This window comes from Gordonia sp. NPDC058843 (genome assembly GCF_042743165.1).
Lineage (GTDB): Bacteria > Actinomycetota > Actinomycetes > Mycobacteriales > Mycobacteriaceae > Gordonia.
Genome location: NZ_JBHYNC010000040.1, coordinates 24,266 through 46,113, shown reverse-complemented (window position 1 = coordinate 46,113; position 21,848 = coordinate 24,266). Strand labels below are relative to the sequence as shown.

The window sequence follows — 21,848 nt, the reverse complement described above, 5'->3', positions numbered from 1 at the left end:
CAAACTCTCCATGAAAAAATGCAGAAACCAAACCAACCCCAAAGAGCCGGCGTTTCAACACAAATGTTTCAACCAGGAAAGCAAAACCTGACCAAAATAATCCTCAAAATAGAACTGGCATCAAAAATAAACTCATCAGCGTCTCGCGACAAAAAGTCGCGGGACACATCATCCAAGCAAATCATCTGACACCGTAAATGGCATCAAACAATCCACCAACACACTATCGAGTTCTCAAAGAACACACACCCACCAGACGTCTTCGGTATGAAGCCGGCTCCGATGAGCTCTCCCAGAGCGCGATGATTACTCGCGATCTTGTTCTCGGGAGTGGCCCCGCAATGGCGGCCCGAGCGAGTGGCTCGGGCACTTTTACTTCCCCGGGGCTTGCGGCTCCGGGGGAGTTGCTCTCTGCGGTGCGTCGATTAAGTTACACAGGCGCGAACAACGCGTCAAATCGCCTGGTCAGTGGCCTAGTTTTGCGCCGGCGAAACTCTTCTTGCCGCGCCGCACCACCAACCACCGTCCGTGGAGCAGGTCGGCGTCCGCCGGCTGCCACTCGGGGTCGGTGATCTTGAGGTTGTTCACGTACGCGCCGCCCTCCGACACCGCACGGCGGGCCGCCTTGTTGCTCTCCGAGAGATTGGTGTCGACGAGTAGCTCGATGATGGTCGGGCGCGACTCCGGGTACTCGGCGATCGAGGTCTCCCCGACTGCCGCGGCGAGGGTCGCCTCGTCGAGTTCGTCGAGCTCGGCCCGCCCGAACAGCGCCTGGCTGGCCAACTCGACCGCATCGGTGTTGGCCTGCCCGTGGATGAGGGTCGTCATCTCGGCAGCAAGTCGTCGTTGCGCGCGGCGCAGGTGCGGGGTCTCGGCGGTGGCACGTTCGAGTTCGTCGATCTCGTCCCGCCCGAGGAAGGTGAACCAGCGCAGGTAGCGGATGACATCGGCGTCCGCGGTGTTCACGAAGTACTGGTACCAGGAGTAGGGACTGGTCAGCTCGGGGTCGAGCCACAGGCTCCCGCCGCCGGTCGATTTCCCGAACTTCTTGCCGTCCGACGACGTCACGAGGGGAACCGTCAGCGCATGCAGCGCCGATCCGTCGAGTCGCCGGGCCAGGTCCACTCCGCCGACGATGTTTCCCCACTGGTCGGAGCCACCGATCTGCAGCGCACATCCGTAGCGGCGATGGAGTTCGACGAAGTCGTTCGACTGCAGGAGCAGGTAACTGAACTCCGCATAGCTCATGCCGTCGGCCTCGAGGCGTCGTTTCACCGTGTCGCGGGCGAGCATCACGTTCACCGAGAAGTGCTTACCCAGGTCGCGCAGGAACTCGATCGCCGACAGCTTGCCGGTCCAGTCCAGGTTGTTGACCACCACCGCACCGGTGGGGGTGTCCTCGATGTCGACGAATCGTCGCAGCTGCGAATCGATGCGGCCGGCCCATTCGGCGACGGTGTCCGGTGAGTTCATCGTCCGCTCCCCCACGTCGCGAGGGTCACCGATCAGACCGGTGGCACCGCCTGCGAGGACGATCGGCCGATGACCTGCGAGCTGAAACCGCTTGAGCGTCAGCAAGGGGACGAGGTGACCGGCGTGGAGACTCGCCGCCGTCGGATCGAACCCCGCATACAAGGTGACCGGCCCGTTCGCGAGCGCCTCTCCCAGCGCGCCCAGGTCGGTGGACTGAGCGATCAGCCCACGCCACTGCAGCTCGTCGAGGATGTCGACGGTTGCGGGGACAGCGGTCGGCTGGGGGGTCTCGGCGTTGTCAGCACTCACCCCCCGATCTTGTCATCCGACGGGATCAGCGCGCGGGTGAGGTGAGGAGGTCGGTAGTCCGGCACTCACCGGAGCCCGCCCGGCGGTCTGGACTACTGCGACCCGACGATGCGCTCGTGCTCGGCGTCGTCGACCGCACGCGCCTCGTCGATGAGCATCACCGGGATGCCGTCGGAGTCGATGCGGTAGGCGACGTGCAGACGAGGGTTGTAGAGCTCGTCGCCTGCGTCGATGAGCGGACCGTGGTCCTGCGGGCAGGCCAGGCGTTCGCGCACGATCGGGTCGATGGCCTCAGCGCGTGTCGTCACCCGATCAGCCTAGGGCATTGCTCGTTCGGGACCCGGCCCAGTCCAGCTTGTCCACCACGGTTCGCGTGTACCGGCGGTAGCGTCCCTCGTCGTCGCGGTACCAGACGCGCGCTCCCGGTTTCGGCAGGCCGTCCTCGACCAGACCCGTGCTCAGCGGACGGAACGACGCCGACTTGGGGATTTCGTCGACGACGTGGATGAGATGTGGCCGGACGTCGGCCCGGTACTCCCCCAACGCTATCCGCAGTTGCGTGACCGTCAGCGAGTCCGGTTTGACGTCGGGACGCAGAGTCATCGCCGCCACCACGATCTGGTGACCGGGTTCGCCGACGCCGTACACGACGACCTGGTCGACGCTCTTGAGTCGCGACAGCGCGTGGGTGAGCGGCGGGATGAACACCGGCCCGTCGGCAGTCCGGATCACGCGGTCGGTCGCACCCAGGAAGTACAGGTCGCCGTCGGCGTCGCGGACGAACAGGTGGCCGGAGACCTCCCACCGATCACGAGTCGTGAAGACATCGCGAAGCACCGTCCCGTTGGTGTCGAACTTGTGCTTCGCCTTGGCCAGGAGCAGACCGGGCTCCCCGGTCTCGGCACGGCGGACGAAGCCCGATTCGTCGATGAGCAGCCGGTCGCCGATGATGTCGTACGCCGCGACCTCGACGGGGTTGGTCTCCGGCAGAGGCCGGCCCACCGAGGACAGCTTGTCCCCCGACACATTCGCGAGGATCGCCGAACCGTCGGCGGTCGCGAAGAACTCGAGGATGCGCGCGCGAGGAAAGCTCGAGCACACGTCCTCCCACAGTCCCGCCGACATCCCCGAGCCCATGAACAGCCGGATCGGGTTGTGCTGGTTGATGTGGAACTCCGGATCGCGGACGATGTCGCTGAGCATCGACCAGGTGTAGGACACGACGGTGATGCCGTAGCGCTGCACCTCCACGGCGAAGTTGGCGGGATCGATGCCGTTCGACAGCGCGATCCGCGACCGCCCGACCACGGTCGCGCCCAGCGTGGTCAACAGTCCCGACGCATGGTGCAGCGGCGGTAGGCAATACACGGTGTCGCGGTCGGTGAGTGCCGCCGCCGACGCCGCGCCGAAGGCCGACATCGCGAACCGGTGGTTCGTCACCGGCCACGGAACGAGCTTGCCGTAGGCCCGGCTGAACAGGATGAACGCGAGATCGCCGGCCAGCCCGGGGTCCGGCCGGTACCACGTCGGCAGTATGACCTCGTCAGGGTCGATGCGCTCCATGTCGACGATCGACGTCCCGTCGGCGCCCTCGATGGCGCGGGAGTCGCCGCTACCGCCGCCCAGCACCAGCACCCGCTCCGAGGCGGCGCCGGCGAGGTCGAGGTTCGTGGGATCGGTGACGATGACCGAACTGTCGGCGAGCCGCATCATCTCGCGCACGTCGGCGTCCGCGGCGAGCAGCACCGCCACCGCGCCCAGACGGGACAGCGCGGCGATGACCACCAGGGCGCTCGGCCGGGTATCCATCAGGACGCCGATGTGCTGACCGGGACGCACGCCGCACTCGACCAGTCCGGCGACCACGTTGTTTATGCGCGCATTCACCTGTGCATGGGTGAGGACGCGGTTCTCGAACAGGAAGAGTTCGTTGTCGCCGCCGCGTTTGGTGTTCTCGGCCATGAGCTTCGAGAGGGAGATGCGCGTCCCGCTCTGGATCTGCCCCAGGCGGAACAGCCGGGGAACCGTCCGCACCGACTCCGACGCCACCGCCCGTGAGGTCCGCTGCAAAGAGTTGGCGAGACCGAGCAGTTCGCGCGACGCGGCGGTACCGGCGTCCGCGACCGATCCCACGCCGTGGGTGATGCGTGAGGACAGGCTGACGCCACCGCCGTGCCCCGGCTCCACGAGCGACATCTCGGAGACGAGTTCGGGGCGGGGACGGTCGGCGGAGAGCCAGTTCACCCAGTCGGCAGTCGTCGGCCAGGTGTGTTCGCCCGCCGCACTGCCGACCACAAGTCCGAAATGTCCGACCGGCAAGGTGGATTCGTACACCTCCGCGTCGGGAGACGCCCGAACGATACCTCGCACGGCGGCGGGCTGGCCGATGTCGTCGGCGTCGCCGATGAAGGCGAGGACCGGACAGGTGATCTCGGTGAGGGAGACCAGATCACCGTTGATCACGAATCCACCGGAGACCATCCGGTTGTGCGCAACGAACTGCCGGAGCAGTTCGGCGATGGCCGGACCCGACCACGCCACCCAGCCGTCGGCCTCGAGGAACCGGCGCTGGTCTTCGCGGGGCAGTAGCGCCTCGCGGTCGTGCAGCCGGCGGAGGAAATCGATGCGGCTGCGAACCGTCTTGACCGGGTCGAGCAGTTGAAAACCCGTGCGTGCCATCCAATCCCGCACCCACAGGTTGCGCGAGAACGCCTTGTCCGCGAGAAATTCTGCGGCCGGCGCCACCAGACCCGCGGGAAGCCCGAGCGGCAGCGCGGCGAGGACGTCGACCGGGCTGCCGAACGTGATGACGCTCGCGATCCCCTTCGACCGGCGATACGCGGCGGTCTGATAGGCGAACATCCCGCCCTGCGAGTACCCCGCGAGGTGGATGTCCTGCCCGGTCGCCTCCACGATCAGGTCGATCGCGCGGCTGATGGCGACGACGTGGTCGGCGAGATTGCGCTCCATCCCGCCCTCTTCGGAATCCGGCGACCCGAAGTCGACGACCCATGGCGTGATGCCGTTGCGGTGCAGGATCGACACCGCACCATTGTGCTCGGTCACGTCATAGACGTTGGCCGACACCATCATCGGCGGAACCAGCACGATGTTCGGCCCGGTCGTCGACTCGTTCGGGAAGTACCGACGGAGTCGGAACATCTTGTGCGTCTCCACGACCGCGAACGGCGCCGGTTCGGTACCGGTCTCCAATCCGCCGAAACGCAACACCTCGAGGCCGTTCTGTGCGGTCGCCAGCACCCTGCCGACCACCCCCGCGAGATCGGGGCCCCCGTCCCACACCGCCATCGTGTCGATCCTCCCGTCGTCGGTGTTCCGGCCTCACCGACGAGTCGGTGACACAGGTCACTGTACCCAGTCGTGCGGGATCAGCGTCGCCCGCCGGGCCCAGCGGCCCAGCGTGTTCGAAGATCGGTGGTCTGAGCCGTCACGACGTCGATCTGCCGTCGTACCTGTCCGGGCGAAGTACCACCGTGTGCGTTGCGCGATTCGACCGACCCGCGGACCGTCAGCACGTCCCGCACCGCGGGCGTCAGCGCCGGATGGACACCGGCCAGAGTCGCATCGTCGAGTTCGTCCAGACCGACACCGCGCGACTCCGCCTCCCGCACACATGCACCCGCGGCCTCGTGGGCCACGCGGAACGGCACGCCCTGTCGGACCATCCATTCGGCGATGTCGGTGGCGAGGGTGAAGCCCGCAGGCGCGAGTTCCTCCATGCGGTCGGTGTGGAATTCCAGCGTCGCGACCAGCCCGGTCACCGCGGGCAGGAGCAGCTCCAGCTGGGCCACCGCGTCGAAGACCGGCTCCTTGTCCTCCTGCAGATCCCGGTTGTAGGCCAGCGGCTGCGCTTTCAGCGTGGCCAGCAGTCCGGTCAGGTCACCGATGAGACGACCGGCCTTGCCTCGCATGAGCTCGGCGACATCCGGGTTCTTCTTCTGCGGCATGATCGAACTGCCGGTGGACCAGGCGTCGGCCAGTGTGACGTATCCGAATTCGGGTGTGCTCCAGATGATCACCTCTTCGGACAGCCTGGAGAGATCGACCGCGGTCATCGCGAAGACGAACGCGGCCTCCGCGGCGAAATCACGCGCAGAAGTGGCATCGATCGAGTTCTCGGCCGGGGCGTCGAAGCCGAGGTCGGCGGCGATCGCCGCCGGATCGAGGCCGAGCGACGAGCCGGCCAGTGCACCGGACCCGTAGGGCGACACGGCAGTACGACGATCGGCATCGGCGAGCCGGTCGATGTCGCGCAAGAGCGGCTGCGCATGCGCGAGCAGGTGATGACCGAGCAACACCGGCTGCGCGGCCTGTAAGTGCGTCTTGCCCGGCATGATCGCGTCGGGGTGGGCAGCCGCTTGGGCGGTCAGCGCGTCCACGACGTCGAGCAGGCCGAGCGCGACCCGACGCATCGCGGCGCGCAGCCACATCCGGAACAGTGTTGCGACCTGGTCGTTGCGCGAGCGTCCCGCCCGCAGGCGACCGCCGAGTTCGGGACCGACCCGTTCGATCAGGCCGCGCTCGAGGGCACCGTGGACGTCCTCGTCGGAGTCGGCGGGCCCGAAGCTGCCGTCGGCGACATCGGCGGCGAGCCGATCGAGCCCGTCGAGCATGCCGGTGAGGTCGTCAGCGGTGAGCAACCCGGCCTTGTGCAACACCCGTGCGTGCGCTTTGGACGCCTCGACGTCGAAAGGGGCCAGGGCCCAGTCGAAATGAGTCGACTTGCTCAGCGCGGCCATCGCCTCCGCCGGACCACCGGCGAAGCGGCCGCCCCAGAGCGAACCCTGGTTGGTCGTTCCGCCGGCCCCCGAACCGGTGCCGTTACCGTTGCCGGTGCCCGCACTCACAGATTCAGGTCCCGCTTCGCGGCGATCTTCGACGACAGACCGTGCAGCTCGACGAAGCCACGTGCCGCGGACTGGTCGAAGGTGTCGCCCTCGTCGTAGGTGGCGAGGTTGAAGTCGTAGAGCGACTCCGAGCTGCGCCGACCGGTGGCGGCGATGGTGCCGCCGTGCAGGGTGAGCCGGATCTCGCCGGTGACGTGCTCCTGCGTGGAGGCGACGAAGGCGTCCAGCGACCGCTTCAGCGGCGAGAACCAGAGACCGTCGTAGACCAGCTCGGCCCACTTCTGGTCGGTGCCGCGCTTGTAGCGTCCCAGCTCGCGCTCGATGGTGACGTGCTCGAGCTCCTCGTGGGCGCGGATGAGAACCATGGCGCCGGGGGCCTCGTAGACCTCGCGGCTCTTGATGCCCACCAGGCGGTCCTCGACGACGTCGAGACGTCCGACTCCCTGCGCACCGGCACGGCGGTTGAGTTCCTGGATCGCCTCGAGCACGCTCACCGGTCGGCCGTCGATGCTGACCGGACGGCCCTTGTCGAAGCCGATGATGACCTCGTCGGGCGAGTTCCAGTTGACCGTGGGGTCCTCGGTGTAGTCGTAGACGTCCTTGGTCGGCGCGTTCCACAGGTCCTCGAGGAAACCGGTCTCCACCGCGCGTCCCCACACGTTCTGGTCGATGGAGAAGGGCGACTTCTTGGTGACGTTGATCGGGATGTCGTTCTCGCCGGCGAAGGCGATGGCCTTCTCCCGGGTCCACGCGTAGTCGCGGACCGGCGCGAGCACCTGCAGATCGGGCGCCAGCGTCGCGAAACCGACCTCGAACCGGACCTGGTCGTTGCCCTTGCCGGTGCATCCGTGGGCGACGACGGTGCCGCCGTGGTCACGGGCCGCGGTGACCAGATGCTTGGCGATCAGCGGCCGGGACAGCGCCGAGACGAGGGGGTAGCGGTCCATGTAGAGCGCGTTCGAGGTGATCGCGCCGAGGCAGTACTCGTCGGCGAACTCGTCGCGGGCGTCCACCACGACGGCCTCGACCGCGCCGCAGTCGAGTGCACGCTGGCGGATGACCTCCATGTCCTCGCCGCCCTGACCGAGATCGAGTGCCACGGCGACGACCTCTTTGCCGGTCTCCTTCTGGATCCAGCTGATCGCGACCGAGGTGTCCAGGCCGCCCGAGTATGCGAGTACGACACGTTCTGCCATGAGGTGAAGCTCCTGTTCTGCGCGTTGACCGAGTCCATCATCGGCCCCGGTGTTCCGACGACACCGTCCGGGTATCGGTTGGCGGTGTCTCGGCTGTTCGTTTGGTGTGGTCTGTCCGTTCCGCGCGGGCGGAACCGGAAATCGGTGAGGCGAGGGTTACACGAGACGCTCGATCCGACGGGCGAGCTCGGCTCCGTCGAGTGGATCGCGCGCGACGACGAAGATCGTGTCGTCGCCGGCGATCGTCCCCACGACGTCGGGTAGGCGCGCGCGATCGAGCGCCGCGGCCAGGTAGTGAGCGGCTCCCGGTGGTGTCCGCAGCACAGCGAGGTTGCCACTGCTGTCGGTCGAGACGAGCAGCTCGGACACGAGGCGCCCGAGCCGGTCGGTACCGCCGGAGACACCGCGCACCGGTGACCCGTCCTCGGGTACGACGTACACACCCGCGCCGCCGTCGGCCGCGCGGAGCTTCACCGCCCCGAGCTCGTCGAGGTCGCGCGACAGCGTCGCCTGAGTCGCGTCGACGCCCTCGTCGGCGAGCAATCGCTGCAGTTCTGACTGGCTGCGCACCTGATGCGCGGACAGGAGCTCGATGATTCGCGCATGCCGCCCCGCACGGGTGGCGGCGAGGCGGCTCTCCGAGGGTTCGGCTCCGGCGGTCATCGTGGGTTCCTGCTCACTGTCGCGTGCGGATCACTGGTGGTCCAGCAGCCAGATCAGCAGCGCCTTCTGCGCGTGCAGGCGGTTCTCCGCCTCGTCGAACACCACGCTGCGGGGACCGTCGATCACCGAGGCGGTGATCTCGTCGCCGCGATGCGCCGGCAGGCAGTGCAGCACGATCGCGTCGTCCGCCGCATGTGCGAGGAGTTCGTCGTTGATCTGGTACGGCCGGAACGGCGCGGTGCGGTCTCTCCCGTCGGCCTCCTGACCCATCGAGACCCAGGTGTCGGTCACCAGCACGTCGGCACCGGTGGCGGCGGCGACGGGATCGGTCACCAGCTTCACCGACCCGCCGGTCTGCGCCGCACGCCCCTCGGCGGCGGCGATGACCTCGGGGTCGGGCTGGAAACCGTCCGGTGAGCTGATGACGACGTGCATCCCGGCCGTGACTCCGCCGAGCGCCAGCGAATGGGCCATGTTGTTCGCACCGTCGCCCAGATAGGTCATCGTCTGTCCCGCAGGCGGACCCTTGTGCTCGGCGATCGTCTGCAGGTCGGCGAGTACCTGGCACGGGTGGAACTCGTCCGAGAGCGCATTCACCACCGGGACGGTGGCGGTCGACGACAGCGCTTCGAGACGGTCCTGCCCGAACGTCCGCCACACGATCGCGTCGACGAAACGGGACAGGACGAGGCCGGTGTCCTCCAGGGTCTCCTCGCGGCCGAGCTGTGTCGTCCGGCCGTCGACGACGACCGCGTGGCCGCCCAGTTGGGCGATGCCGACCTCGAACGAGAAGCGGGTGCGCGTGGAGTTCTTGTCGAAGATCACCCCGACACCGCGCGGTCCCTCCAGGGGCCGGAAGTCGAACGGCTTATTCTTCACCTCGGCGGCGAGCGCCAGCACCTCGGCCTGCTCGGCCGGCGTCAAGTCGTCGTCACGCAGGAAATGTCGGGTCATGACTTGTCCCCCTCGTTCGAAGTGGCCGCTGCCGCGGCGGTGTCGGGCCGGGCCGCTGCCGCGGCGGTGTCGTGCCGGGCCGCTGCCGCGGCGGTGTCGAGCAGCCCCGGCAGGGCGCGCACGAAATCCTGCCCCTGCTCTTCGGTGAGGATCAGCGGCGGCGCGAGGCGCAGGACATCCGGCGCGGGTGCGTTGATCAGGTACCCGGCGTCACGAGCCGCCGCCTCGACGCGCTGCGACAGCTGCTCGGTCAGCACGACGCCGAGCAGCAGACCAGAACCCCGGACGTGGGACACCAGCGGATGCTGCAGGTCCTCGATGCCGGTGGCGATCGACTTGCCCACCGCGGCAACCGAATCGAGAAGCCCGTCGGATTCGATGACCCGTAGGACGGCCAGCGCGGCCGCGGCGCTGACCGGATTGCCGCCGAACGTGGTGCCGTGCTGACCGGGTTCGAACAGATCGGCAGCGCGACCCGTCGCGATGCACGCGCCGATCGGGAGGCCTCCGCCGAGCCCCTTGGCCAGAGTCATCACATCAGGCACCACGCCCACCTGCTGATGGGCGAAGAACGTACCGGTGCGGGCGACGCCGGTCTGCACCTCGTCGAGGATCAGCAGTGCGCCGCGCTCCTCGGTGATCCGGCGTGCGGCCGCCAGATAGTCGGCCGGGGGCACCACGACGCCGGCCTCCCCGAGGATCGGTTCAAGGATCACCGCCGCGGTCTGATCGGAGACCACCGCGTCGAGTGCCTCGACATCCCCGTAGGGGACGAAGCGGACGCCCGGCGGCATCGGCTCGAACGGCGTGCGTTTCGCCGGCTGCCCGGTCATCGCGAGCGCACCCATCGTGCGGCCGTGAAAGGCCTTCTCCGCCGCCACGATCTCGGGGCGGCCGGTGCGCCGGGCCAGTTTGAACGCCGCTTCGTTCGCCTCTGTCCCGGAGTTGCAGAAGAAGACGCGGCCCGGATGACCGAACCGATCGAGCAACTTCTCGGCGAGTTCGACCACGGGCGGCGCGATGTAGAGGTTCGACACGTGCCCGAGCGTCTGGAGCTGGCCGGTGACCGCTTCGACGATGGCCGGGTGCGCATGACCGAGGGCGTTCACCGCGATCCCGCCGAGCAGATCGAGATAGCGCTTGCCGTCGGCATCGGTGACATACGCTCCCGAGCCACCGACCAGGGCGATGGCGGGGGTGCCGTAGTTGTTCATCAGCGACTGTGTCCAGCGCTGCTGCAGTGGCGCGGTCATGCGTCCTCCTCCGGAATGACGACGGTGGTGCCGGTCGAGCTCTCGGTCAGCAACTCGGCCAGTACGGAATGGGCGACACGCCCGTCGATCACGTGTGCGCGGTCGACCCCACCGGTGACCGCACGCAGGCACGCCTCCATCTTGGGAACCATGCCCGAGTCGAGCGACGGCAACAGCTCGGTGAGTGTGTCCGTGTCGATCTGGGACACCAGGGAGCCACGGTCGGGCCAGTCGGTGTACAGACCTTCGACGTCGGTCAGCATCACCAGTCGGGACGCACCGAGCGCCTCGGCGAGAGCCCCGGCGGCGGTGTCGGCGTTGATGTTGTGCACCACCCCGTCCCGATCCGGCGCGATCGTCGACACGACCGGGATACGTCCCGCGGCAACCAGATCCAGCACCGCCGAGGTGTTGACCGACGCGATGTCGCCGACGAGGCCGATGTCGGTGGGAACGCCCTCGACGAGCACCGTACGACGCGCCGCGGTGAACAGGTGGGCGTCCTCGCCGGTGATGCCGACCGCATATGGACCGTGCGAATTGATCAGGCCGACGAGCTCACGCCCGACCTGGCCGAAGAGGACCATCCGGGCCACGTCCATGACCTCGGGGGTCGTCACCCGAAAGCCGCCCTTGAACTCACCCTGCAGCCCCAGCCTCTTCAGCATCGCCGAGATCTGCGGCCCACCACCGTGAACCACCACGGGATGCATGCCGCACGCGCGCAGGAACACCATGTCGACGGCGAACGCCTTCTTCAGCTCGTCGTCGACCATGGCGTTGCCGCCGTACTTGACGACGACAGTCGCGCCGGCGAGTCGCTGCAGTGCGGGCAGCGCCTCGGCGAGGACAGTGGCCTTCGCGAGTCCCGCGGCGGGGTCGATCTCGTGGACGCCCGCGTCGGATGTGGTGTCGCTCATGACGAATACGCCGAGTTCTCTTCGACGTACGCGTGCGAGAGGTCGGTGGTCCGGATACTCGCCGAGGCGTCACCGAGCTTCAGGTCGATGAGGACCGCGATGTCGGGCCCTGACAGGTCCACGTTCCGCGCGCCGTCGACTCCGACGCCGTCGACACACACCGGGCTCCCGTTGAACGACACCGCGATCCGGTCCGGGTCCACGGTGACCGGGGACGCCCCGACCGTCGCCAGCACCCGTCCCCAGTTGGGGTCGGAGCCGAACAGCGCGGTCTTGACCAGCGAATCGCGCGCCACCGCGCGCGCGACGGTGAGGGCGTCGTCCTCGGTGTGGGTACCCGTGACCGTGATGACGACCCGTTTGGTGACACCCTCGGCGTCGGCCATCATCTGGGCGGCGAGATCGTCACACACGGCGAACACCGCGTCGTCGAGATCGGCCTGCTCGACCGGGATCTGGCTGGCGCCCGAACTCAGCAGCAGCACCGTGTCGTTCGTCGAGCACGAGCCGTCGATGTCGAGGCGATCGAAGGTGCGTGCAGTGGCCTTGCGCAGCGCGGCGTCGAGTTGCTCGGCGGTTGCGGCCGCGTCGGTGGTGAGGACCACCAGCATGGTCGCCAGCGATGGCGCGAGCATGCCCGCGCCCTTCCCCATGCCGCCCACATTCCACCCCTGCGGGTGGTGCAGCGCAGCCTGTTTGGGGACGGTGTCGGTGGTCATGATGGCGTGCGCGGCATCCGTCCCCCCGGTCAGGCCGCCGCCCATGTCCTGGACGATCTCGGTGACCCCGGCCAGCACCTTGTCCATCGGCAACCGGTCACCGATGAGTCCGGTGGAGCACACCGCCACCTCGACGGCGCCCGTGCTGGTCCCCCAGTTGCTGAGCGCGTCGGCCACCGCCTCCGCGGTTTTGTGGGTGTCCTGGAAGCCGCCCGGTCCGGTGCAGGCGTTCGCGCCGCCGGAGTTGAGGATCACGGTGCGCAACCGACCTGTGGTGAGGACCTGCTGCGACCACAGCACCGGCGCCGCCTTCACCTGGTTACGGGTGAAAACGCCTGCGGCGGAATGATCGGGACCTTCGTTGAAGACGAGGGCGAGGTCGAGCGCACCGGATGCCTTGATCCCGGCGGCGATGCCTGCGGCCCGGAACCCCAACGGCGCGGTGACGCCCTGCCCGCGCACGAGTCGCGGATGGTCGCCGGGGGCGCCGCCCTGGATCCGGTCGGTGTCGTGCGGTCCGGTCACGGTGCCACTCCCACAGTGCTCAATCCCTCGTTTTCGGTCCATCCCAGCGCCAGGTTCATCGACTGGACCGCGGCGCCGCCGGTCCCCTTCGTCAGGTTGTCCACCGCACCGACGACCACGAGCGTCTGGGCGCGTTCGTCCACGGTCACACCGAGTTGCACGGCGTTGGATCCGATCACCGAACCGGTGGCCGGTAGTCGGCCCTCCGGTAGGACGTGCACGAATTCCTCGTCGGCATACGCCTTTTCGTACACCGCACGGGCCTCCTCGGCGGTTGCAGAGGTTCGCGCGGTACATGTCGCCAAGATGCCGCGGGCCATCGGCGCGAGGATCGGCGTGAAGGACACGGTCACCGGCTGCTCCGCGGCGGCCGAGAGTGCCTGGGAGATCTCCGGCGTGTGCCGGTGGACACCGCCCACGCCATAGGCGCGTGCGGAGCCGATGACCTCCGAGGCCAGGAGGTCGACCTTCGGCGACCGACCCGCGCCCGATGCGCCGCTGACCGCGACGACGGTGACGTGGGGGTCGGCGATCCCCGCAGCGATCGCCGGGAGCAGCGAGAGGATCGACACCGTCGGGTAGCACCCGGGCACCGCGATCCGGCTCGCGTCCTTCAAGACCTCCCGGTTGCCGGGCAGTTCCGGCAGACCGTACGGCCAGGTTCCCGCATGGTCACCGCCGTAGTACGTCGTCCACTCACCGCCGTCTTGCAGGCGGAAATCCGCACCGCAGTCGACGATGAGCGTCGTCGGCGGCAGGGCATCGGCGATCACCGCCGACGCGCCGTGCGGGAGTCCCAGAAAGACGACGTCGTGCCCGGCCAGGACCTCCGGAGTCGTGTCCTGCAGGACCCGGTCGGCCAGCGGCAGCAGGTGCGGGTGGTGTGCCCCCAGGACGGTCCCCGCGTTGCCGCCCGCGGTGAGCGCACCGATCTCGAGGTCGCCGGATCGCAGACGCGGATGTCCGCACAGCAATCGGAGGATCTCGCCGCCCGCGTAACCACTCGCGCCGGCGACTGCCACCTTCACCTTGCCGGACGAGGAAGTCCCTTCACCGCCGGTCGAGGACACACCCTCGCCGCCGGTTGAGCCCAGTTCGCCGCCGGTTGAGCCCAGTTCGCCGCTGGTTGAGCTTGTCGAAGCCATGTCATCATTATGCAGCAGCGTGCAAATGAATTCACACCCGGTCCGATTCCGGAGTCAGCGGAGGCGGGCACCCACCCGTGCGGCCGCTGCGTCGACAGCCGCCAGCTTGGCCTCGTTGGCCTCGTCCTCGGTGAGCGTGCGATCGGCAGCGCGGAAACGCAGCGAGAAGGTCAGCGATTTGTTGCCCGCACCGACCTGCTCCCCGGTGAACACGTCGAACAGAGCGATCTCTTCGAGCAGGTCGCCCGCCCCGTCGCGGAGCGCTGCCTGGACGTCCGCGGCCGGGACCTCACCGCCGACGACGACGTTGACGTCCTGCAGGACCGCGGGGAACACCGACACCGACGGCGCCGGGAGCTGCGCGTCCAGCGGCAATGAGTCGATGTCGATCTCCACGGCGCAGGTCCGCTTGGGAAGGTGGGCACGCTCGAGGACCGCGGGGTGGAGTTCGCCCGCGTATCCGACCGTGCGGCCGTCGACCGTGAGGCGCGCGCAGCGCCCGGGATGCCACGGACGGTGATCGTCGGCAGTGAGTTCGATGGTGACCCCGGCTGCGCGACCGATGGTGCGCGCCGCCTCGAAGGCGTCGAGATGGTCGGCGACACGTCCCGGCCCCCAGGGGCCGGCGGGATCACGCAGCCCGGTCAGGACGACCCCGACGTGCAGCGGCTGATGCGGCAGGGAGGCGTCGAGGGTCGCGATCTCCTCGTCGGTCGGTCGCCGCGTCACGTCGAGTGCCTCGACCGCAGTCACGTGATCACCGGCGATGACGACCTGTCCGATCGTGAAGAGCGACAGATCGCGCTGTCCGCGCGCGATGTTGCGGGCCGCCATTTCCAGGAGGCCCGGCAGCAGCGTCGTGTTCAGTTCGGGACGGTCGGACTCGAGCGGATTGAGAACCTTGACGGTGCGTCGGCGCTCGTCGTCGGCCGGCAGGTCCCACAGATCGAACACGCCGGACGGCATGAACGGGTACGGGAGCACCTCGACGTACCCATCGAGCGCGAGCGTGCGTCCCACGCTGCGCCGGCGTCGCTGAACCGGCGTCAGACCGGTGCCGCCGGGCGCGCGGGGCACCACGGCGGGGATGTCTTCGAGGCCTTCCAGCCGCAGCACCTCTTCGACGAGGTCGGCGCGCTGGCGCAGGTCGGGCCGCCACGACGGCGGGAAGACGTCGAGCTGGTCGGTGCCGGTCACCACACAACCGACCTCGGTCAGCCGGGTCAGCGTGGTGCCCGGCGGATAGCTGACACCCGCGACGCGATCCGGTTCGTCGGCCGCGATGGAGATCGTCGATCGGATCGGCGTCTGGACGTGCGTCTCCGCCAGTGGGGAGGCGACTCGTCCACCGGCGATCTCGACGATCAGGCGGGCCGCGCGGTCGGAGGCCACCGCGGTGATCTCCGGATCGACGATCCGCTCGAACCTCTTGCTGGCCTCGGAGGTCAGCTTGTGACGCTTCGCGGTACGGAAGACCCGGACGGGATCGAAGGTCGCGGACTCCAGCAACACCGTCGTCGTCTCGGATGCAACCTCGGTGCTGGCGCCGCCCATGACCCCGGCCAAGGCGATCGGGCCGGTCTCGTCGGCGATCACCACATCCTCGGGGTCGAGGACACGCACGGCGTCGTCGAGGGTGGTGAGCTTCTCCCCCGGCTGCGCCGAACGGACGGTGACGGTGCCCGTGATCCGGTCCGCGTCGAAGGCGTGCAGCGGTTGCCCGAGCTCGATCATCACGTAGTTGGTGATGTCGACGATCGCCGAGATCGGACGGATGCCGGCAACCATCAACCGCTTCTGCATCCACCACGGTGAGGTCGCCGTCGGGTCCACGCCGGTGATCACCCGCGCGGTGTAGCGCGTTGCATCGGAGTTCGCGTCGATGGCCACTGGCCACGCCGGGACCGAGCCGTCGTCCGGCAGGTCCGCGGCACGGAGTCCCGGGTCCACGAACGAAACCCCGAAGCTGCCGGCGAGTTCGCGGCCCAGACCGCGCACCGAGAACGCGTAGCCGCGGTCGGGCGTGACGTTCACGTCGATGGCCGCGTCGTCGAGTCCGAGGACCTCCCGGGCATCGGCGCCCGGTTCGGCGGTGCCGGGAGCGAGCACGAGAATGCCGCTGTGGTCGGTGCCGATCCCCAGTTCGGAGACCGAGCAGATCATGCCGTCGGAGACCCGGCCGTAGGTCTTACGCGAAGCGATCTCGAACGGACCGGGGAGCACGACGCCCGGCAATGCGGCGACGATCAGATCGCCCTCGGCGAAGTTGCGTGCACCGCAGACGATCCCGCGCGGTTCGGCCTCGCCGACCGCGACCGTGCAGAAGCGGATGGGCTTCTTGAACTCGGTGAGTTCCTCGATCGTCTCCACACGACCGATCACCAGCGGACCGGTGATCTCCGGGAACGTCTCGATGTCCTCGATCTCGAACCCGACGCGGACGAAGCCCGCGTCGATCTCCTCGGTGGTCGCCGACCACTGCGGAGCGCCGGATCGAAGGACTTCGGTGTACCAGGACTGCGGTGCACGCACTGTGTATCAACTACTTTCGTCGCGTCGTGGGAAGGCGGCGGGTCGTCGGGCGGAGATCTGCGCCGAGCGGATCAGGCGGCCGGACCGAACGGGAGGGTGAATCGGATGTCACCCTCGACCATGTCGCGCATGTCGGAGATGTCGTTGCGGAACTGCAGGGTGCGTTCCAGGCCCATCCCGAACGCGAAGCCGGAGTACACATCCGGATCGATACCACTGGCACGCAACACATTCGGGTTGACCATCCCGCACCCGCCCCACTCGACCCACCCCGGCCCGCCCTTCTTGGCGGGGAACCACACGTCGACCTCGGCGGAGGGCTCGGTGAACGGGAAGTAGCTCGCCCGCATGCGGGTGGTCGTCTCGGGTCCGAACAGGGCGCGCGCGAAGGTCTCGAGGGTGCCGCGCAAGTTCGCGAGCGTGAGGCCCTTGTCGACGGCGAGGCCCTCGATCTGATGGAACACCGGAGTGTGGGTGGCGTCGAGTTCGTCGGTCCGGAAGGTTCGGCCGGGGCAGGCGACGTAGATGGGGAGGTCGCGGCTCAACATCGAACGCACCTGGACGGGCGAGGTGTGCGTCCGCAGTACCTGACGGGACCCCTCGGGCGCGATGTAGAAGGTGTCCTGCATGGACCTGGCGGGGTGGTCGGGCAGGAAGTTGAGGGCGTCGAAGTTGTAGTGCTCGGTTTCGACCTCCGGCCCCTCCGCGATCTCCCAGCCCATGCCGACGAACACGTCGGCAACCTGCTCGGCGATGACGGTGATGGGATGGCGCGCACCCACCGGACGTCGGCCACTCGGCAGCGTCACGTCGATGGATTCGGCGACGAGGACCGCCGCGTCGCGCTCGGCATCCAGGACCTCGGTGCGGGCCTCCAGTGCTGCCGACACCCGGCCGCGGACCTGGTTGACCAGCTTGCCCGCCTCCGAGCGCTGGTCCTTCGGGATCGAACCCAGCGCGCGTCGGGCCAGCGCGATCGGCGACCGGTCGCCGAGGTGCGCCGACTTGGCCGCGGCGAGCTGGTCGAGGTCGGCCGCCGCCTCGAAGGCCTCGATCGCCGACGATGCGGCCGCCTCGAGGTCGTCGGATCCCGGGAATGCCGTTGCGTCGGCGGAAGTGGCCACGGTGGGCGTGCTCCTCATGCGTCGATCGATGGATGGTGGGCATCGTCGTCGCGCTGTGCACGCTGGCACGGCGGGGCCCAGCGGGACACGTCGAGTGCCGACGATGACCCCATCGAGGGTAGTCGACTACTGCGAGGCGCTGACCTGCAGGGAGGCGTCGTCCCCGGGAAGCGCTCCTGCCGCCGTCCCGCGACCGGCGGGAACCACGAGGCAACGAGCGGCGGCAGCACACGCGAGACCCACGACCAGCCACCAGAGGCCGTCACCGACCAGACCGCCACGCGCGAGCATCAGCACCGCCACGCCGAGGCATGCCAGCACCGCCACCAGCGCCGCGTCCCGGCCCGGCCCGCTGCGCCGCGCGATCGGATCGTCCCACCACGGCAGGGATCGGTTCTCCAGCGGCGACAGCATCGCGACGACCGGGATCATGACCGAGAGCAACACGAAGGTCTGGACCGCGACGACCACCGGGAACGACGCGGAATGCACGTCCGCGCGGTCCATGCCGGCAGCCGCGCACAACCCGACGATCGCCGCCAGCACCGGTAGATGCCAGAGATACAGCGTCATCGCGCCCCGGTTGCCCAGAACCACCCACCACCACACACGCGGACGATCGGCGAGGACTGCGAGGAACCGACGCACCGCTATCGCACCCGCGCACAGGACGATCGCGTGGCCGGCGAGCAGCAGGCTCGGCGGACTCATGTTGGACAATTGCTGACCCGGCACGGTCACGAGAGAGACCTCGTACGGTCCCCACGAGACGAGGGCGAGGTCGGCGGCAAGCGCGCCGACGGCCACCACGAGCGCTGTTGCGGGCCGGAAGATCTTCTTCGCGTAGGCGACGCCGAGGACAGCGGGGATCGTCCACACAGAGAGGAAGTTCAGGTAGCCGAGCTCGGCGGGACCGCCTGCGAGCCGGATGGTGTCGACGGTCGCGGTGCTCCCCCAGCAGACGGCCAGCGCGACCGCCACGCCGGCTCCGGAGGAGAGCCGCTGCAGGAACGGGACCACGGCCAGCACGAGCAGGTACGCACCGAGGAACCACAGCAACTGCACCCCGAGCCGCGCGACGACATCGGCCGCAGCCGAGGCACCGATACGGGTCAATACCGCGTACACGGCGACCACGGCGCCGAGGTACCAGAAGACCGGGCGCAGCAGGCGCTGCGTCCGCGCGAAGAGCCACTGCCCCGCCGTCGGGGTGTCGCCGCGGCCACGTGAGGTCCAGCCGCGAGTCGCGGCGGCCGCGCCGGCGAAGAAGAACAGCGGCAGCACCTGCAGCAGCCAGGTCGCCGGCTGCAGTGCGGGCACGTCGCCGAGTGTGTTGCCCAGGTGGACCGAGCCGTCCGCCACCTCGACGGTGAGCATGATCGAGTGACCGGCGACGACCACGACGAGCGACACGATCCGGATGAGGTCGACGACGCGATCACGGTTCCCGGTGAGGGCGTGCAATTCTCGGGAAGTGGGCAGGCCCGCCGACGCCGGGCGCCCTGATTCGGTGCTGAGCATGACGACAGTCTCGGCCGACCCGGCCGACACGGCCTGAGCGAAACTACTCGGTCGCGGTCAGCAATCCCCGTATCGCCGGACGCCGAGGGGAACGTCTGGAGACCCTCGACGGCCCGGGTCTATGTGCCCGGACCGCCGCGGCCCTATTTGCCGAAGCCGGCCCTCTTGAGTGCATCGGCCATCGCTCCGCCGGGCGCCGGGCGCCGGTCGTTGCGGTTTCCGCCCCGGTTGCCCTGACTCCCCCGGCCGCCCTGCCCACCCTGCCCGCCCTGGTTCGATGGGTTGCCGCGACCGCCGCCGCGCTGATCGTTCTTACGCGGCTGCCCGCCGCCGCGCGGAGCATCGTCACGCCCCTGCCCGCGGGGTGCCCGAGCAGGCTTCCCATCGCTGCCCGGTTCGTCGTCGAGCCGCAGCGACAATCCGATGCGCTTGCGTTCGACGTCGACATCCATCACCTTGACCTTCACGATGTCACCGGACTTGACGACCTCGTGGGGATCGGAGACGAACCGGTGGGCCATCGCCGAGACGTGGACGAGCCCGTCCTGATGCACCCCCACGTCGACGAACGCACCGAACGCGGCCACGTTGGTGACCTGTCCTTCCAGGACCATGCCCGGTGTCAGATCGGAGACCTTCTCGATGCCGGTCGCGAAGGTCGCGGTCTTGAACTCGGGACGCGGATCGCGCCCCGGCTTGTCGAGTTCGGCGATGATGTCGACGACGGTCGGACGACCGAACTTCTCGTCGACGAACTCCTCGGGACGCAGCTTGGTGAGCGTTGCGGTGTCGCCGATGAGGGAGCGGACGTCGGAACCCACCTTGTCGATGATGCGCGTGACAACCGGATACGCCTCGGGGTGCACGCTCGACGCGTCGAGCGGGTTGTCGCCGTCGGCGATGCGGAGGAAGCCCGCACACTGTTCGAACGCCTTGGGTCCGAGTCGGGGTACAGCGGTGATCTGCTTGCGGTTCCGGAACGCCCCATTGGTATCCCGATGCGCGACAATTGATTCCGCGAGACCGGCGGTGATTCCGGAGACCCGGGACAGCAGCGGCACCGAGGCGGTGTTCACGTCGACGCCGACCGCATTCACCGCGTCTTCGACCACCGCGCCGAGCGAACGGGCGAGCAGCGTCTCGGAGATGTCGTGCTGGTACTGGCCGACGCCGATCGACTTCGGGTCGATCTTCACGAGCTCGGCGAGCGGGTCCTGCAGACGACGAGCGATCGAGACCGCGCCGCGGATGGAGACATCGAGGTCGGGCAGCTCCTTCGACGCATAGGCCGACGCGGAGTACACCGAGGCACCCGCTTCGGACACGACGACGCTCGTCGGCGGCTTCTTTCCGGCCTCCTTGATCGCGGACAGGAGCTCGCCGGCAAGTGCATCGGTTTCTCGAGACGCGGTGCCGTTGCCGATCGCGATGAGGTCGACGCCGTGCTTCTCGACGAGCGCGCCGAGAACCGCCAGCGAGCCGGACTTGTCCCGCCTGGGCTCGTGCGGATAGATCGTCGCGGTGTCCACGACCTTGCCGGTCGCGTTGACGACGGCGACCTTCACACCGGTTCGCAGACCGGGGTCGAGACCCATCGTCGTGCGTGACCCCGCGGGTGCGGCCAGCAGGAGGTCCTTGAGGTTCGTCGCGAACACGGCAACCGCGTCGGCCTCGGCGGCCTGACGCAGCCGCATCCGGACGTCGAGGGACAGCCCGACGAACATCTTGGTGCGCCACGCCCATCGCACCGTGTCGGTGAGCCAGCGGTCGGCCGGACGGCCCTGATCCGAGATGCCGAATCGAGCTGCGATCCGCTGTTCGTAAGGCCCGGGACCGGCGGGGCGGTCGGCCGCCTCCGGATCGGCGTCGAGGGTGACCGACAAGATCTCCTCACGTTCGCCGCGCAGCACGGCCAGCACGCGGTGCGACGGCAACGAGGTGAACGGCTCGGAGAACTCGAAGTAGTCGGAGAACTTGGCGCCCGCGGACTCCTTGCCCTCGCGAACGGCGGTTCGCAACACGCCGGTCTGCCACATCAGTTCGCGCAGTTCGCCGACCAGGTCTGCGTCTTCGGCGAAACGCTCCACGGCGATCGCGCGCGCGCCGTCGAGCTGCTCAGCGGTGAACGTCGACGGGTCCGTCATCGGATCCGAAAGCAGCGCCTCGGCCACGGGCTCGTGTCCGGCCTCCCGGGCGATCTGGGCCTTCGTGCGGCGCTTGGGCTTGTAGGGCAGATAGATGTCCTCTAGTCGGGCCTTGGTGTCGGCCTCGAGGATGCGTGCGTCGAGAGCGGCGTCGAGCTTGCCTTGCGCGGCGATCGATTCGCGCACCGCCTGGCGGCGGGCCTCGAGGTCGCGGAGGTATCCGAGACGCTCGTCGAGAGTGCGGAGTTGCGCGTCGTCGAGGCCGTCGGTGGCCTCCTTGCGGTATCGGGCGACGAACGGAACCGTCGATCCGCCGTCGAGCAGGTCGATGGCCGCGCGCACCTGGCCGACGCCCACCCCGAGCTCGGCGGCGATGGCCGAGGCGATGCGGGAGTTCACGACCGCCGGATCGGGCGCGGGCACCGTCTGGGGTGCCGCGGCCGGCGAGCCGGGGGTCGCGGGTGCGGGTTCGGGCGCGGAATCGGGTGACACAGTTTCTGAC

Annotated in this window: 16 protein-coding genes; 1 reads left to right on the top strand and 15 read right to left on the bottom strand. The window is 68.6% G+C overall.

The window, feature by feature from the left end; all coding sequences use genetic code 11:
• The coding region (locus ACFW3F_RS20615) for a hypothetical protein (RefSeq protein WP_388060696.1) at positions 1-189 on the top strand (189 nt) is incomplete at its 5' end.
• A gap of 276 nt (positions 190-465) precedes the next feature.
• Here ACFW3F_RS20615 and tyrS read toward each other — a convergent pair.
• The 15 genes from tyrS to ACFW3F_RS20540 form a co-directional block, all read right to left on the bottom strand.
• Complete coding sequence (gene tyrS / locus ACFW3F_RS20610) at positions 466-1,782, bottom strand: tyrosine--tRNA ligase (protein ID WP_388060694.1); 1,317 nt, start codon at positions 1,780-1,782, stop codon at positions 466-468.
• 92 nt (positions 1,783-1,874) lie between these two features.
• Positions 1,875-2,090, bottom strand: a complete 216-nt coding sequence (locus ACFW3F_RS20605; protein WP_388060692.1) for a Trm112 family protein — start codon at positions 2,088-2,090, stop codon at positions 1,875-1,877.
• Between the two features lie 4 nt (positions 2,091-2,094).
• A complete protein-coding gene (locus ACFW3F_RS20600) occupies positions 2,095-5,091 on the bottom strand; it encodes an AMP-binding protein (protein ID WP_388060690.1) in 2,997 nt (998 codons plus the stop codon).
• A gap of 80 nt (positions 5,092-5,171) precedes the next feature.
• Positions 5,172-6,650 carry an argininosuccinate lyase gene (gene argH, locus ACFW3F_RS20595; protein WP_388060688.1) on the bottom strand — a complete coding sequence of 493 codons (1,479 nt, stop codon included), beginning with the start codon at positions 6,648-6,650 and terminating at the stop codon, positions 5,172-5,174.
• Complete coding sequence (locus ACFW3F_RS20590) at positions 6,647-7,846, bottom strand: argininosuccinate synthase (protein WP_058253842.1); 1,200 nt, start codon at positions 7,844-7,846, stop codon at positions 6,647-6,649. The genes argH and ACFW3F_RS20590 overlap by 4 nt, the downstream gene beginning before the upstream one ends.
• Positions 7,847-8,002: 156 nt before the next feature.
• On the bottom strand, positions 8,003-8,509 hold the full coding sequence (locus ACFW3F_RS20585) for an arginine repressor (protein WP_388060686.1): 507 nt from the start codon (positions 8,507-8,509) through the stop codon (positions 8,003-8,005).
• Between the two features lie 30 nt (positions 8,510-8,539).
• A complete protein-coding gene (gene argF / locus ACFW3F_RS20580) occupies positions 8,540-9,463 on the bottom strand; it encodes an ornithine carbamoyltransferase (protein ID WP_388060684.1) in 924 nt (307 codons plus the stop codon).
• Positions 9,460-10,716: an acetylornithine transaminase gene (locus tag ACFW3F_RS20575; RefSeq protein ID WP_388060682.1), complete on the bottom strand. Its 1,257-nt coding sequence runs from the start codon at positions 10,714-10,716 to the stop codon at positions 9,460-9,462. Before ACFW3F_RS20575 ends, argF begins: the two co-directional genes overlap by 4 nt.
• Positions 10,713-11,636, bottom strand: coding sequence for an acetylglutamate kinase (gene argB, locus ACFW3F_RS20570; protein WP_388060680.1), 924 nt, complete (start codon positions 11,634-11,636; stop codon positions 10,713-10,715). The genes ACFW3F_RS20575 and argB overlap by 4 nt, the downstream gene beginning before the upstream one ends.
• A complete protein-coding gene (gene argJ, locus ACFW3F_RS20565; RefSeq protein ID WP_388060678.1) occupies positions 11,633-12,880 on the bottom strand; it encodes a bifunctional glutamate N-acetyltransferase/amino-acid acetyltransferase ArgJ in 1,248 nt (415 codons plus the stop codon). The genes argB and argJ overlap by 4 nt, the downstream gene beginning before the upstream one ends.
• A complete protein-coding gene (gene argC / locus ACFW3F_RS20560) occupies positions 12,877-13,902 on the bottom strand; it encodes an N-acetyl-gamma-glutamyl-phosphate reductase (RefSeq protein ID WP_388060702.1) in 1,026 nt (341 codons plus the stop codon). The genes argJ and argC overlap by 4 nt, the downstream gene beginning before the upstream one ends.
• Positions 13,903-14,079: 177 nt before the next feature.
• Complete coding sequence (gene pheT, locus ACFW3F_RS20555) at positions 14,080-16,557, bottom strand: phenylalanine--tRNA ligase subunit beta (protein ID WP_388060676.1); 2,478 nt, start codon at positions 16,555-16,557, stop codon at positions 14,080-14,082.
• A gap of 71 nt (positions 16,558-16,628) precedes the next feature.
• Entirely contained in the window at positions 16,629-17,681 is a 1,053-nt protein-coding gene (gene pheS / locus ACFW3F_RS20550) for a phenylalanine--tRNA ligase subunit alpha (protein WP_388060675.1), read from the bottom strand.
• A gap of 126 nt (positions 17,682-17,807) precedes the next feature.
• Positions 17,808-19,202, bottom strand: coding sequence for an acyltransferase (locus tag ACFW3F_RS20545; RefSeq protein WP_388060673.1), 1,395 nt, complete (start codon positions 19,200-19,202; stop codon positions 17,808-17,810).
• A gap of 143 nt (positions 19,203-19,345) precedes the next feature.
• Complete coding sequence (locus ACFW3F_RS20540) at positions 19,346-21,838, bottom strand: Tex family protein (protein WP_388060700.1); 2,493 nt, start codon at positions 21,836-21,838, stop codon at positions 19,346-19,348.
• Positions 21,839-21,848 lie beyond the last annotated feature (10 nt).